This window comes from Vibrio sp. QJM3NY_39 (assembly GCF_057785895.1).
In genome coordinates, this window is the sequence record NZ_CM173506.1 from 1,876,052 (window position 1) to 1,890,878 (window position 14,827).

A 14,827-nucleotide genomic window follows, 5' to 3' on the forward strand; every position below is an offset into this window, starting at 1 on the left:
AAAACACTCAAAAATACATGAGACATAGATCTGTGTTATTTCATCACAAAAATTAATAAGCGAAACAAATTGAATTTAGGGCTACGAGGATAGAGTGTCGTTCTATTTATTTGGTCACGACAACTAGGATTGTGATGTTGCTCAAGTAAATTGCTCACTGTTGCATGCATGCCGTTAGCACAGCACTGAACTCAATAGAACGAAAATGCACGCTAAACTCATTCGTTTGGCTCCGATAGCGACTTCAAGGCGTGAGTGGCCTATTAACCTCAGGGGAGAATTGTCTTAACAAATCAGCAATGGAGGAGCAATTCTCGTAACTCAAAGCGGCTACTAAATTTATGACTAACTGTTCTAGTAAGAACGCCCGACATCGTTTCATTAGTCCTGTATTTTTTGCCATTTTTGAAGGTTATCGGGGCGTTGTTGCTTAAATCAGTTGAACCTTTACCAAGTCCTGTGATCTGATCCTTTATGGTGCTCAGAACTGTGGTGACATGGATAAAGCGAAAAAGAAGATAACTAACTGGGCGGAATACAATAAGGCTCTGTGCAAGCGTGGATCGGTGACGTTTTGGATAGATGATTCAGCCATAGATGCATGGCGATGTGCAACCCATCATGGTAAGCGTGGTAAAGGTTTCCAGTATTCTGATACCGCGATTGAAACTGCCTTGATGATTAAGGGGATCTTCTCTCTGCCATTACGTGCTCTTCAAGGCTTTATTGATTCTATCTTTGAGCTATTGGATGCTCCGCTGACTACACCTGTATCAGCAAACGTTCGAAGACAGTTCAGGTCAAATATCGCAATAACTCCAAAGGAGCTATTCGTCATATAGCCATTGACTCGACTGGTCTCAAAGTTTTGGCGAGGGTGAATGGAAAGTGAAAAAGTACGGCGCCGAAAAACGTAGAACTTGGCGCAAACAGCACTTAGCTGTTGATTTAGAAACTCATGAGGCTATTAGGGCAGAAGTTAGTCTTGTAAGTGTTGGCGATAGCGAAGTGCTACCAACATTACTCAACCCCTTGCGTAGAAAGATCCTGACGGTATATGCCGATGGAGCACATGACACTAAAAGCTGCTATGAGACTCTGAAAAATAAGGGTTGTACTCCGCTGATACCTCCTAGAAAGAATGCGGCGCTTTGGAAAGATGGGCATCCCAGAAACGAAATTGTAGAGGTTCTGAAAAATGGAACAATAGCGGAGTGGAAATCTGAATCTGGTTACCACTATCGCTCAATATCGGAGACCGCAATGTCTCGATATAAAGGACTAACCAACGGTAAATTGAGCTTGAGATGGGCTTTATTGCGTAATTCAATGGAACTAAATCAAGAACCTACGATCTGATCAGCTACGTTCACTCCTTCTCGTAGCTCTATGCCTAAACCTCTTTATAAAACAACCAACTGGAAGCAATACAACCAATCACTCATTAACCGTGGTTCTCTGACCTTTTGGATTGATGAAGAAGCAATAAGCGGGTGGGCGCAAAGCAAACAGAATAAGCGCGGGAGGCCGCGTCGGTTCAGTGATTTAGCTATCACGACAGCACTGATGGTCAAACGAGTTTTTTCTATGCCATTGAGAGCGCTTCAAGGATTTATCGACTCGATATTTAGGTTAGCTCATGTACCGTTAAGTTGTCCGCATTACACCTGCATCAGTCGTAGAGCCAAGCAAGTTGAGGTTTCATTTAAGACTAAAGCGAGAGGAGCAATACAGCACCTGGCCATTGATGCAACTGGCCTAAAGGTTTATGGCGAAGGTGAATGGAAAGTCAAAAAACACGGGACAGATGGCAAGCGTAGAGTTTGGCGAAAGCTGCATATTGCCGTTGATACAAGCACTCATGAAATTATCGCAGCCGAGCTAAGTTTATCGACGGTTACAGATGGAGAAGTACTCCCTAACTTACTGAAACAAACACGCCGAAGTATCCTTGAGGTGTCTGGTGATGGAGCTTACGACACGAGATTGTGTCATGCTGCTATTAAGATTAAGGGAGCCATTGCGCTTATTCCCCCAAGAGAAGGGGCAGCCTTCTGGGAGCGTGGTCATCCTCGAAACCTCGCCGTGGGTTGCCAGAAGTTATACGGCTCAAATAAGTATTGGAAAGAGCGGTATGGGTACCACAGACGTTCACTATCAGAAACAGCGATGTATCGAGTTAAACAGTTACTAGGAGGACGATTGAGCTTAAGACATTACAATGCGCAGGTGGGTGAGACTTACGCGATGATAAAAGCGTTGAACAAGCTTACTGGGTTAGGTATGCCTGAAACTTGTCGTATTGACTAAGAAACACACGAAATGGGGTAGCTCTATCTATAAATTTAATTACGCAACAAAGCCATCGCAATACCAAGCCCAGCACAGTGCCTGTCTCTCACCTTTGTGGTCATGAATAGCGTAATGTGTCCTACGACTTCCTCTGATAATTCGGCGACCAATGTGAAATGATCAGAATGGCCAAACAGTCGCTCCACTTGGTCAGAACTAAGATAAGGCTTTTGTGAGGTATTTTCTGAAACTGAAGGGTGGCGATAAATATCAACAATATCGTGGCTATCCGTTGCTTCTAAATGTCTAATTTGTATATCCAAAACGTTTCCTTATCATATTATTTTTGTCCATAAGCTAATTTTCATATTACGGATAGCAACGGGCACCTACAACCTTTGAAAGTGTAAGTGCCCGAAATAATTAAACAAATAGAAAGACTGAGCTTCTGCTTCTGCTTCTGCTTCTGCTTTGATTAGTATTGTTTACGCAGTGTGAATATCAGAATTTGTAGTCAACACCAACACTCGCTAATGCTTGTTCAGAGCTGTAAAAGTCAATCTTAGAGTCAATCGACCTTACACCGAGTAATGAAATAAACGACCAATCTTCATAACCCATTAAGCTACCAAACTCATAAGCTAAGAATGCACCGAATTCATTCTCTTCACGTACTTGCCCGTAAATTGGATTCGACTCATCATATTCACGATCACTTGCATCTAGGGTGACAACAAAACCATGACGACCGATTCTCTTTGCGTAGTTTAATTCAATACCATAACTATCGAAGCTGAGTGCTCCTCCTTCTGCGTCTGAGTGGAAATACACCATTGAAGGAACAAATAGACCTGCTTGGTTTGGCAAGATAAAGCGGTACCCTGCTTTGGCGTACACATAGGTTCTTTCCCTATCCAGCAGCACAGCATTTTCCGGAGATAAGCCTTGGCTACCAGATAGCTCTTCATCAACATCAGATTGCCCAAATGCGAGATCCGTTCGAAAACCAGTTCCACCGATATTAGTGAGCTGCAGTCGTCCTACATTACCTTTCACATCCGTTTCATTTCGATTAACGCCAACAGCATACGGATCCGTCCAAGCCTTGCCCGAGATAAGCGTAGGAAGAACAGAAAAATCCAATATTGTGCCTCCAGATAGCTGATGTCGATAACCAATCTCAAAAGCAATGGTACCTGTTGCAATATCCTCTCGAGTGGTACCCGCATACACTTGATGAGTCAGTGACTCACCAAAGGTATATTGAACCGTACCCAAAAAACCGAGTAGCCCTAGATTTTCGCTGTCCCCCTCCTTGGTGTTAGTTGCTTGATTCGCGTCTTGCTCGGTGCTCAAGTTACTGCTATCAGAAGATACACCCGTCAAGACACTGAAGTTACCACTGAAACCTTCCGTTGGTGCAAGGCCACTATAAGCTGGCATTGAAGCGAATGCCGAAAATACAACTGGTAAAACAAACCTCATATTCACATCCATTAATTGAATAATCACCCGTTAACTATATGTATTAAATTAAAATTATAACAACTATTTAACGGAGACATTCATTCAACTGACGAATTGGGTGTCTAAAAAATAGGTTCAAAGGTGCAATTAGTTGATCTATCGCTTTTAAGCTTTCGTAGAACTTCTCGAAAATAACGGACAAAACTCAAAGGAAGACAATATGTTTAACAAATTAATCAAAACCACATCAGTGCTAGTTGCGACGCTTCTTTTTACGGCTTTTGCTCACGCTAACCACCACGAGATGAAGAAAGACATCGTTGATGTTGCGGCTGAAAACGGCTCTTTCAATACCTTAGTGGCTGCAGTAAAAGCAGCGGACTTAGTTGACACATTGAAAGGTGAAGGCCCTTTCACCGTATTAGCTCCCACTGATGAGGCATTTGCTGCGTTACCAGAAGGAACGGTCGACATGTTGTTGAAGCCAGAAAACAAAGACAAATTAGTTGCAGTGCTCACATACCATGTAATACCAGGTAAAATCATGGCAGCTGAAGTTATGAAATTAAATAGCGCAGTAACGGTTCAAGGCGGTGCGGTAATGATAGCGATTGATGACGGCAACGTAATGATAGACAACGCTAAAGTTATTATGCCAGACGTTGAGGCTAGCAATGGTGTTATCCATGTGATTGACGCTGTGCTGTTGCCTAAATAAGAAATACAATATCGGTCAAAGTCTTTTAAGAGGGTGTGACAGGTCACGCCCTTTTCATCTTTTAACTAAAAAGTTAATCACGGTCTCAAGCCAAGCGAGGCTGCCTTTATATCAACAAGAACCCGAGTTACACAAACAAGCGGCCGAATATTAGAAATGCCGCCATCGACACCACCTTCGTGAAGACCACCACCCAGATGCAATCACCAATACTAGAGTGCGTCGCTTTCCCGAGAAGGAACACAAACAGAATCAACCCCAACACCCAACCCACTGTCGGAATCAATGACACCAAAGCAACGATTACAGCAATAGTAAGAAGGGATTTAAAGTCTGCGACCACGAAAGACATTTTGGAGGCGATATACATGCAGCATGCTGTTATTAATGCGTCCATCACAAACGCTAAAGCTTCAATTCCCACGTTACTTCCTTCACTCAAATTAGTTGCAGTGAATATTATCGCTAAAGTGATGATTTTTCTTTAAGAAGAGAACCAAAAACAGGTGAAAACTGTAACAAAAATGAGATTACCGTTCGTCTGAAGGCACTACCTTCTCCATCACGTAATTGGTGAGTTTTACGCCACGCATTTCAACTTCCTGCTCATTAACGACCTTAAAACCAAGGTGTTCATAGAAAAGCCTTGCGGTAATACTTACTTCAGAGAAATACCGCGATACACCACGAACACGACCAACAGCAAGAACATGTTCCATTAGCGCTCTTCCAACGCCTTTACCCTGGCATTCATGATGACAGAAGAAATGATCAATCAAGCCATTGGGTTGCAGGTCAGTATAACCAACAACGCAACCATCTAGCTCAGCCACAAAAGGTAGTAACTCGTTCATACGCTTTTGCCAAAGCTCAGAGTCAAAGCTACTTGGTGCCCAAGCTTCTACTTGCTGCTGAGAATAATCTCGAACATTAACATTGCGAACGGTATGAAAGTAAATCTCCCACAACGCCTTAGCATCACTGGTTTGGTAATTTCGAATTCTAACCACGACATAGTCCTTTCATGTATCTAGTGTATTGGACAGGTAAAGTATTATCCCTATGTGCTCTCTGAATGAGTCGACTATAGAACAAAGAGTTTCAACGATAAAACACAGCCAACCAGATCGTCACCATGTCTTTGTCCGTACCAATAACCTTGTGCTTTTCTCTTGCGGAAATGTTGATGTAATCCCCTTTTGATAAAGTCACAACGCGTCCATCTTCAAACTCAATCACACCTTGACCTTCGATCACCATTACCCACTCATTCTCATCTTGGTCATACCAACCCTCTTCAGGGGAACTCTGACCATGAGACAATATTCTTTCGATTCGAACACTGTCGTTCGCAAGCAGGTCATTGAATATTTCATTGGGCATTGACGAAGGAACATCAGCGTAAATATTAGACATCGAACTCTCCTAATCCTTGTTAACTGTAATCTGGTGCTGCGCTTTAAAGCTTGTGGTTCTTTAACTTAATAAACAGTAGAAAGCCGAAACCTAGGCAGCAGCACTCTTTTTGAAGTAAAAACGGTAATAACCCACCAAGTTACTGCAGATAAACAGGGCTTCCATCAGTACAGCCGTAGGAGAGCCTACTAAGTAATTGTGAACTAGCCAAAAGCTGGTTCCGATGATCATCAACTCTCTTAATCGACGGTCATCTTTATTGAAGGCGGCAAAGGTTTGAAACACCGAGGCAAAACAGCTCAATACACTGGTTAATCCTGAGTAAGTCACGGCCGTTGCGACCACCGACATGGAACAGAACAAATATTTAAACTTAGACGATGTAGAAAACACGCTCGTTAAATAGCGAACAGTGGCAATCGTCATTAGGCTCGCCGCTGTCCATTGTTCGAGAAGAATAAAGTGACTCGAAATAAGCACACCAGCAAAGAACAGACAAGTGACGATTTTCTTCCTTTCCTTAAACTGGAATGACAAAAGATCGAAACAGATCGCAATCGCGACTAATACTTGAGAAAGATAAAAGGCTGACACGGTGATTCCTTCAATAATAACATTACGCCGAGCCGTTTCGTTCAACCATGAATAGCCAAAGAAACTCTCTTGGTTAATTCAAAAATACGGCAGCAGTGATCTAAAGCTTCAACAGAGAACTAAAGTTTCAACACACCACTAATCACAGTGATAGCAGAACCGATTAACTTTATTCGCCCGTTAGCTAATAACTCTGTCGACATATAGCCACCACGACGAGACGCCTGATAAGCATTGAAACTACTTTTGTTTTGCTTTTCTGCCCAGTGCTGCGTCAATGCACAATGTGCCGAACCAGTGACAGGGTCTTCATTAACACCCACCCATGGCGCAAAGTAACGAGAAACAAAATCAAGTTCAGGATTTGATGGAACTGCCGTTACCACAACACCTCTACCATCCATGCGTTTCAAGGAGTCAAAGTTTGGCGACAAATCCAATAGAACGCGCTCATCAACGACTTCGATTAACTGCTTAGAGTCAAATTCTTGGAATGATACGACTTGATGCGGCTCTAAACCTAGATGTTCAAGCAGCGTGAGGTTGGGTTCAGAATCTAATGACAGTTCGGAGCTAGGAAAATCAAGCTCGATAGACGATTCACAAACGGCGGCAGATAATTCCCCAGATAAGGTGTTAAACACGACCTTATCACCTGTCTCAAGCAGTCCTTGTTCTTTCATCACATGAACCGTTGCCAGTGTGCCATGTCCACACAGCTTCACTTCGACTTCGGGAGTAAACCATTTAAGCGTCATAGTGTTAAGCGCGAGAAAAGCCGTTTCAGATACCGCCATCTCTTCAGCGATTGAAAACATTAACGACTCATCCAACGGCTCTTTGGAGATACAGACCCCGGCAGGGTTCCCTTTAAACGCTTGAGTTGTAAACGAATCTACTTGATATATCTCTAAATCCACAATGGCTCCTAAATGCACAACATTTCCCAAACCGGCAATCATGGCTCGTTGGGACATAACCTAGATATTGCTGCCCACAATAAGCACAATCACCTTGTGCTACAAGTCTTTAGAAACAAATTTATAGATACTTAATCAGAAACAAAAGAAATGACAAACAAAGAGTTATGCAAAGAATTCGTGGATTAAGCAGAAGGTTTATAATCGAGCAGATAAAAGATAAAACGTATCAGCCTGGCAGGAAACAAGCTCACATTCGTGGCACACCGACACCATATCGAGCTACGAACGTAAGCTTACCAAGTAATTATAATTCAATATAATCTACTGGCGGACTAGAGCAGATTTCACAATAGTCAAGCCAAGTAGCCCCAGCATGACTCCTGTCACTTTATCAATATAGTAAGCAACACGTGTAAACTCTTGACGCACTTTAGGTGCAGATAGCAGGAAGATGATCGCCGCATCCCATACAAATACAACCACCGTCATCCAAATACCTAGACCTAACTTAAACATGAAGCCAACGTCATTGTTCAGTACAACAGTAAATAAGCTCAAATAGAACAAAAGGTTTTTAGGGTTAAGGATGCCCGATAGAAAACCGGTGAGGAATTCTTTAAGAAAAGTGGTTTGATTGGAGGCACCTTCTTCGTCAACATCGAAATTACTGTAATTGCATTTTTTCGCTCTTATCGCTTGTACAGCAAGATAAACAAGAAACACACCACCAATGATCTTGAGTGCAATCATAATAGAAACGGATGCCGCTAGAATCGAGCCAACACCAACCAAGCACAAAGCAATATAAACCGCATTCGCACTGGCAATACCGAATGCAACGCCTAGGGCTTTTTTTCCCTTATTTCGAACAGCACTCTTCACCACAATCACAAAGTCTGGTCCGGGGCTCAACAACGCCAAAAAATGAGCAATCGCCACGGTAACAAAAATCCCAACTAAACCTGCATCCATAAATCAACGTCCTTATTTTGAAATTTAATGCATTATTATCGCATAATTAACTTGCGGTTGGTTTTTTGGTTCATAATTAATGCTTCGATACGAAGAGAATCAGACGGACAACACGTTTTCATAAGCCTCGTTAGGTAAAGACGCTCTAATAACCGACTTTCCAACATTTAGTTTAGATAGTTAATCCATTATTTTGCCTAGCGATCTCATAACCCAGACTCATTTCCCTTCTATTTTGGTAATTAAAAGTTGGTGTTCGCATGCATTGCATTAGGTTGTACTAAAATAAGAGTCGTAAATTTGAATCAGGTTGCAGATTTTGGGCTACGATTTAGTTATCACGTACGAAAGGGAATCCGTCAGTGAAAGCGTTTTGCGTATCAATACTTGCGTCAACATCCTTTTTGGCTAGCCCTGTATTTGGCCAGCAGCATGATATTTATCTCTACAATTGGGATGAATTTTTATCTGACAGCGTCGTTACTCAGTTGAGTGATACCTACGGCATCTCACTAAAGCAACAATTCTTCTCTGATGAGTCAATAAGGGATGAGGTTCTATTAAGCGAGCGTCGAGGCGCTTTTGAACTGGTCATCATCGAAAGCGTAAAACTTAAGGCATTAGCCAAACAAAACCTGTTCCATAACCTAAGTGACTTACAACAATCCATTGAAAGCAATTTTGATCCCAGGTGGGCAGATGGATGCGGTGAATATGGTATTCCTTACGCTTGGGGAACATCCGGTATCCTATATCGCAGTGATAGAATCTCCGCCCCAGAATCTTGGATGGCGATTCTTGAACCCGACTCTAAAGTCAGTGGCCGTATAAGTATGTACTACGACCCCACCGACTTGGTGAGCACGGCGTTATTGGTCAATCGATTTAACCCATTTACTAATAATGAGCAAGAACTTCGTGTTGCGTACAAAACGCTACAACTGCAAAAACCACATCTTGAAAGCAATGAGTATGTCATCGACCACATCCACCAGCTTGAGCGCTTAGCCAATATCGACCTCGCCTACGGATACTCAGGTGACAGCTATGTGCTTAATGATGCCGAACCTGAGGCATCTTGGGCCTACACAGTGCCTCTAGAAGGAACAACCTTATGGTTAGAGTGTATGGCTGCAATTAACAACGGAGAGCGATCTCCACAGGCAACCACGATTCTCGCCTTCTTATCGCAACCCGAAATCGCCGCTCAAAACGCAATGGATTCATGGTTTGCAACGCCAAGTTCAAAAGCAAAAGCACTCACTTCTCAGGAGTATCAAAACGATCCCGAGCTTTTCCCGAATAAAGAAGTATTAGATCGCAGCTACCTTTATCAGCCGTTAGAACCGAGTAGCATTCAAATTCGCAATCGTATTGTCGACAGTTTGAGATAACTCATGCCAGTATTGAAGAAGCTCTATTTTGTACTTTTACCAACGCTGACATTTGTGCTCCTGATAGCAGGAATCGTGATGTACAACTTCGCATCAAATCATGCTAAGCACATGTATTTGGACAAGGTGCAATCTGATGTGAACACCGCTTTAGTCGCGGCGGAATACGAGCAGCTCGGCTTGTCCTTACTAGTTAAAGATATCGGTTCTTCGTTGCAGTTCCTCCGCTACATTCAAAATCCTGGCGACTACACGACTCTATCGCTATTGGAAAAACGAGTACTCCGAGTATTAAGCCAGAATCACGTCAATCAATTTGGGCAACGCAATGTTTATATCGTGGACCCTAAGTTCAAATTAACGCTTTCGACTCTCAGAGCCGATCCTTTCGAGGAGCTAAAAATCCCTGACAAGATTTATGAAAGAGTCTTCGACATATACACCTCGTTAATCAGCAAGAAGGAACTCTCCTACGAAGGCTTCTCTTATGTCTCGATTAGTGGCGAGCTCAGATATTCGTATGTTGCGGCAATTGACCCTTACCTCCTTCCTCAAGATAAACGTGCAAGTAGCAGTTTAAATCGCTACATTTTGATTGCTGACGGACCTCTGATACAACTCTCTAGCTTATTAATCAAATACAATGACGATGACAATATTCAGTTCTTAATCGAGCCATCCTCAGACGCTGCCAACATCGCAAATACCCAATTCGTTATCAAATCAATTGAGCAAACCCAAGATAATATCAATGTGCAGATGACCAGCCGACATCTCATCGCGCAAGTAAATATTCGAGAACAAAAGTTCAACCATGAGAAAGCCATCATCGCTAAACAAACCTTGTTAGGTGGCTTTGGCACTCTCTTTACGATCATGTTGATCGTGCATTTAGTGGTGCGTTACCAACTTGTGCGCCCGCTTAAAGACTTACTGCAAGAGATATCGATCGGCGGGCTCAAGCTTAGGTATTTCAAGCGTTCATCGGGGCAAAGTGAAATTGATGGCTTAAAGAACGCGTACATTGACTCGTTGACGGAATTAAAATTCGAAGCTGAGTTTGATCAACTCACCAAGTTAGCCAACCGACGTTCGTTCATACGTCACCTTGATGTACGCCTCAAGAGTTCAATGAACCCACACTGCTATGTGGTTTGTTGGGACATCATCGACTTCCGTAAAATCAACGATCTCTACGGTGCCAAAGTTGGTGATAATGTACTAATAAACTTAACTAGAGTGCTGAGAGATACTCTACAAAACCAACAGTCATCTTCCGGTTTCAATTGCAATGACTACTCCATAGCAAGGCTTGGGGGGAATCAGTTTATCGCCATTTTAGAAATGAATAAAAGCCAAGTGATAAACGAAGAAATAGAGAACATCAATAATACGCTGACTAGCACTACGTTCCTTGATTACTATGGATTTAGGTTATCACTCGCAACAGGTGTTTTACCGCTCGACACACCAAAGTTTGAAGAAATTTGGCACCGATGTATTGATGAGATGTTGCTCCGTGCAAAATCTCACAATGATGGAGAAAGCCGTATTGTTTATGGCGAGGAGTTATTACACACGTTAGAGAGACACGACATTATAGAAAAAAGGCTTTTAGAGTGCTGTGAAAGTGATAACTTTGAACTTCGCTTTATGCCTATTTTCAACGCTAAAACACTTCAGGTAGATGGCGCTGAGTGTTTGGTTCGTTGCCCTGCTTTATTTGCCATAAACGCGGGTCCAGACGAATTCATACCTGCAGCAGAGAAGAGCAACCTCATATCCAAACTCGATATGTGGGTTATTAGCACCGCTATCAAGAGCTATAAAGAGCTCTCAGAAATCCACAAGTACAAAGGTACCTTATCCATTAACATTTCAGCAATGGAGCTATACAACCGCAATTTTGCCGACAATATTCGTAAGGTTATCGAACGGTACCAAGTACCTCCTAGCAACATTATTATCGAGATAACTGAGACCAGTTACGTGAAAAGTACCAAGCTTACGGTACAGACTATCGAGAGAATCAGAAGCCTAGGCTTAAAGGTTTCACTTGATGACTTTGGTACTGGATACACAGCCTTCAACCAGCTACTCCACTACCCTGTGGATGAGCTAAAAATTGATAAGAGCTTTATCGATAACATGGTAGACGGCAAAGCCGACCGTAAGATGGTCGAATCTATGGTTAACTTAGGCCACTCTTGTGACACGCGAATCGTCGCAGAAGGTGTCGAGTCCATAGAACAGTATCATTACCTTAAAAAAGCGAACTGTGACCTAATACAAGGCTACTTCTTTAGCCAACCACTCACTTATCTGGAATTCATCGAGTTTGTGCGAGACCATAATCCGCAAGCAATTTTAAACCCGCAGTCTGTTACCAGTTCGAGATCTAACGAGCGAATCGTTGCTCTCACTCAAAAGCAGTAACCTTAAACCTTAAACCTAAACCTAAACTTCAAGGCCTCCCTTCCTATCCAAGCGTTGCAATCCACTATAGCTATAACTAGTAGTAGGACTATCTTCATCAGTGCAGGAGCTCTGCGTTGGCTACACATTGAATGAGGAGGCAAATAAAGGATGGCAAAGGCCATGATAGTGAAGCGGGAGAATGGCGAGCAAAAAGCAAACAAAACCTGACGATTTAACTTATCGCTAATGCGGAGATTAGCTCTGCATTGTCGTTAATAGCTCCATCATATCTTTAGAGCTGATATTCTTCTTATGCCTGACTACAGCGTCAATCATCAATTCTAAATTGCCCGCCGAGATATAGTCCTTGAGCACGTCATTGAACTTTTCCTGTATCTCATCACTTGTGTACAAGTGCTCAGGAATGAAGAATAGAAATTGGCTGCCACTACTACGAAACGAGATAGTACTTTCCGGAACCTTTGCCGTCAGAGACTTAGCGGCTGAACTCACCACCAAGTCTCCATATTCAAGCCCATACTTTTGGTTTATCTCACTGAGATTTCTGATTCGTACAAAGTAAAGGTCGAAGTTACCGTTTGTAGGATAGCTGTTCTTAACAAATTTCATTAACGATACTCGATTACGAAAGCCTGTAATGAAGTCGGTAGAATAAAGTTTTCGTTTGATGGAAAAATCGAGATAGAAAATGATGCCTGTCATCAACAAAATCAAAACAAGAAAGGCGCTGCTGATTTGGTGAACAACAACAAATTTGCCTACTATGGACGTATTTTCTTCAATAACTGGGCTTTGTAATCGAAACTTTTCGTTAATGAATTCGACCAAAGTGGTGTAGCAAATATCAACTTTCTTCTGCAGCGATTCTTTAGGTAATTGCCCTGTACTGACCAACTTGATTGACGATTCTAGCGACTTAAACTTTTCAAACTCTGCGGTAAAGTAAGGCTTAAAGTTTGCTGAGCGAATAAAATTGGACGATTCAGTGCTGTTGATCAGAATATCAAAGCGACTCCATGTAATGTCATAAGCCAACCAAAGTTCATCATAATCAATCTTCTTTGCGTGGCTAACCATCAAGAAGTTTGCATACTCTTTGACAAGTTGAAAAACAAACCATGTAGCCTCATTTTGGCGATTAGAAAAGCTCTTGTTGATGTCATTAATTCGAGTAACGCTGTAGATATTGACGGATAGAACAACCACGGCCAAAGACAAAACAACGACTTTGATTGCAGCCATAGACAACAGCTTCTTCATAATTAGCCTCTACAGATGAATATCACGAATCTGCCAAATCATCTTGGCATGGAAATCAGGGGTATTGGTCTCAGGGTTCGCAGAGATTGGGTAAATCAACCAAAACGGGCCTTTCTCCCTCACAGACATCAACTCACCATTCTTTTTAATCGCAATGATGGGTTCATAGGTATCAAAATCTTCTTTGGGCACCGCAATTTTATAGTCATTCAATGCTACGAAAGTAACTTGTGATGATATCGGTAGATCTATATTTTCAAGCACCGTTTGTAACGTCACACCACTATAAACGGTCAGCCCTTCGACCCAAGGCAAGGTGGTAGTAATTTCTTTTTGAGGAAGTGACAGGAGTTGCTCTCTACTAAAACCATGCTTTTGCCCGGAGTGGTCGAAAACCGTTAACTCTGAGGCTGCAAAAATCGAAAACGAGCAAAGCCAAAGCATCAACAAGAATACAGTTCTCATTCTAAACTCCATTTAAAAAGGTCACTAAATTGAGTCTAGTATAAATTGACCATTTAACTTGTACCGATACCACTCAGATTGATTGGTATCGATTTATCCCTAAGGCCCCCTACACCTCGCTGTTTTTCAATAGCTTCGCAGTTTCTCTCTCACTTCTCTGTCGCTTCCATCACCGCTCTCGTTCAGCACTCCCTACCCGCTTGACGTATTCCTTCTCGACCGTCTAGTAACAAAAACTCGTATTTTACTCTGCGGAAGTAAACCAATAAGCCTTATGAATACGTATCAAACAACAAAATTAACAATAAATATGAGTAAGTAAGTAGCGAGAATGCTGGTTGCTGCATAACCTTTAATCGAACGTAAGCAGCTTTAAGAGACTTAATAACGGGTTCCAGTCGTTTCTACTTCACCAGTTGATCTCGTGTATTGATCTTAGAAAGCTTACTCATTTCATAATCAAGGGAATCGAGAATGAGTTTGAATATAAAAAAATTTAACCCCATGGCGATACTTTCTACCCTGGTAATGACGCTGGTCATGTTTCCTGTTTCTGCCGAAGTTAACCAAGAACAATTCGAGTTAGGTAAACAAAAAGCCAAAGTGTGCATGACTTGTCATGGCGCTGATGGCATCTCAACACAAGACCCCTACCCGAACCTTCGCGGTCAAAAAGTGGGTTATCTCATCTCCTCACTGAAAGATTACCAGACTCGAGAAAGAACCAGTGGCTTAGCGATTCTCATGCAACAACAAGCCGACACGCTCTCAGACCAAGACATCCGTGACATTTCCTATTTCTATTCAGTGCTCGGCAACGAAGCAAGCTCGCTTGGCGATTCAAATGAAGTCAACGAATAAAATTAAGTCAGCGGTTCAAAACCTCT

14 protein-coding genes and 3 pseudogenes are annotated in these 14,827 nt (G+C 42.3%); 6 read left to right on the forward strand and 11 right to left on the reverse strand.

The features are described 5' to 3' along the window. Positions 1-274: 274 nt before the first annotated feature. Positions 275-406 (reverse strand): annotated as a pseudogene (locus AC3CHU_RS24060) (IS4 family transposase); the annotation flags it as partial. A 91-nt stretch (positions 407-497) separates the two neighbouring features. Between AC3CHU_RS24060 and AC3CHU_RS24065 the strand changes: the two are divergent. Both AC3CHU_RS24065 and AC3CHU_RS24070 read left to right on the forward strand, forming a co-directional pair. Then, a pseudogene (locus AC3CHU_RS24065) lies at positions 498-1,359 on the forward strand (IS5 family transposase). A 30-nt stretch (positions 1,360-1,389) separates the two neighbouring features. Further along, a complete protein-coding gene (locus AC3CHU_RS24070) occupies positions 1,390-2,310 on the forward strand; it encodes an IS5 family transposase (RefSeq protein ID WP_488525385.1) in 921 nt (306 codons plus the stop codon). Between the two features lie 53 nt (positions 2,311-2,363). Here the strand turns inward: AC3CHU_RS24070 and AC3CHU_RS24075 are convergent. Both AC3CHU_RS24075 and AC3CHU_RS24080 read right to left on the reverse strand, forming a co-directional pair. Beyond that, positions 2,364-2,615: pseudogene (locus AC3CHU_RS24075) on the reverse strand (GNAT family protein); the annotation flags it as partial. Positions 2,616-2,793: 178 nt separating this feature from the next. Then, the gene (locus AC3CHU_RS24080; RefSeq protein WP_488525880.1) at positions 2,794-3,777 is read right to left on the reverse strand and encodes a DUF2860 family protein; all 984 of its coding nucleotides are present in this window, start codon (positions 3,775-3,777) and stop codon (positions 2,794-2,796) included. Positions 3,778-3,979: 202 nt separating this feature from the next. Here AC3CHU_RS24080 and AC3CHU_RS24085 point away from each other — a divergent pair, with 202 nt between their 5' ends. Further along, complete coding sequence (locus AC3CHU_RS24085) at positions 3,980-4,477, forward strand: fasciclin domain-containing protein (protein WP_054546975.1); 498 nt, start codon at positions 3,980-3,982, stop codon at positions 4,475-4,477. A gap of 127 nt (positions 4,478-4,604) precedes the next feature. On the opposite strand, the gene AC3CHU_RS24090 is transcribed toward AC3CHU_RS24085, so the two are convergent. The 6 genes from AC3CHU_RS24090 to AC3CHU_RS24115 all read right to left on the reverse strand — a co-directional run bounded on the left by AC3CHU_RS24090 (position 4,605) and on the right by AC3CHU_RS24115 (position 8,382). Beyond that, the gene (locus AC3CHU_RS24090) at positions 4,605-4,901 is read right to left on the reverse strand and encodes a hypothetical protein (protein ID WP_004730457.1); all 297 of its coding nucleotides are present in this window, start codon (positions 4,899-4,901) and stop codon (positions 4,605-4,607) included. A 106-nt stretch (positions 4,902-5,007) separates the two neighbouring features. Continuing rightward, the gene (locus AC3CHU_RS24095) at positions 5,008-5,487 is read right to left on the reverse strand and encodes a GNAT family N-acetyltransferase (RefSeq protein WP_488525881.1); all 480 of its coding nucleotides are present in this window, start codon (positions 5,485-5,487) and stop codon (positions 5,008-5,010) included. A gap of 91 nt (positions 5,488-5,578) precedes the next feature. Next, positions 5,579-5,893: a cupin domain-containing protein gene (locus tag AC3CHU_RS24100; RefSeq protein ID WP_488525882.1), complete on the reverse strand. Its 315-nt coding sequence runs from the start codon at positions 5,891-5,893 to the stop codon at positions 5,579-5,581. 90 nt (positions 5,894-5,983) lie between these two features. After that, the gene (locus AC3CHU_RS24105) at positions 5,984-6,487 is read right to left on the reverse strand and encodes a YgjV family protein (protein ID WP_488519198.1); all 504 of its coding nucleotides are present in this window, start codon (positions 6,485-6,487) and stop codon (positions 5,984-5,986) included. Between the two features lie 119 nt (positions 6,488-6,606). Then, positions 6,607-7,407, reverse strand: coding sequence for a PhzF family phenazine biosynthesis protein (locus AC3CHU_RS24110; protein ID WP_488525883.1), 801 nt, complete (start codon positions 7,405-7,407; stop codon positions 6,607-6,609). A 324-nt stretch (positions 7,408-7,731) separates the two neighbouring features. Next, entirely contained in the window at positions 7,732-8,382 is a 651-nt protein-coding gene (locus AC3CHU_RS24115) for a LysE family translocator (protein WP_488519200.1), read from the reverse strand. 362 nt (positions 8,383-8,744) lie between these two features. Here AC3CHU_RS24115 and AC3CHU_RS24120 point away from each other — a divergent pair, with 362 nt between their 5' ends. Further along, positions 8,745-9,776 (forward strand): polyamine ABC transporter substrate-binding protein, encoded by a 1,032-nt coding sequence (locus AC3CHU_RS24120; RefSeq protein ID WP_019825033.1) that lies wholly within the window; start codon positions 8,745-8,747, stop codon positions 9,774-9,776. 3 nt (positions 9,777-9,779) lie between these two features. Then, the gene (locus AC3CHU_RS24125) at positions 9,780-12,212 is read left to right on the forward strand and encodes a putative bifunctional diguanylate cyclase/phosphodiesterase (protein ID WP_488519201.1); all 2,433 of its coding nucleotides are present in this window, start codon (positions 9,780-9,782) and stop codon (positions 12,210-12,212) included. Between the two features lie 237 nt (positions 12,213-12,449). Here AC3CHU_RS24125 and AC3CHU_RS24130 read toward each other — a convergent pair whose 3' ends face one another. Next, positions 12,450-13,475 carry a GGDEF domain-containing protein gene (locus AC3CHU_RS24130; protein WP_019825037.1) on the reverse strand — a complete coding sequence of 342 codons (1,026 nt, stop codon included), beginning with the start codon at positions 13,473-13,475 and terminating at the stop codon, positions 12,450-12,452. Between the two features lie 9 nt (positions 13,476-13,484). After that, positions 13,485-13,940 carry a putative pterin-binding protein gene (locus AC3CHU_RS24135; RefSeq protein ID WP_029405637.1) on the reverse strand — a complete coding sequence of 152 codons (456 nt, stop codon included), beginning with the start codon at positions 13,938-13,940 and terminating at the stop codon, positions 13,485-13,487. Between the two features lie 474 nt (positions 13,941-14,414). Between AC3CHU_RS24135 and AC3CHU_RS24140 the strand changes: the two genes are divergently transcribed. Continuing rightward, positions 14,415-14,801 carry a c-type cytochrome gene (locus tag AC3CHU_RS24140; protein WP_488519202.1) on the forward strand — a complete coding sequence of 129 codons (387 nt, stop codon included), beginning with the start codon at positions 14,415-14,417 and terminating at the stop codon, positions 14,799-14,801. Positions 14,802-14,827: the final 26 nt, after the last annotated feature.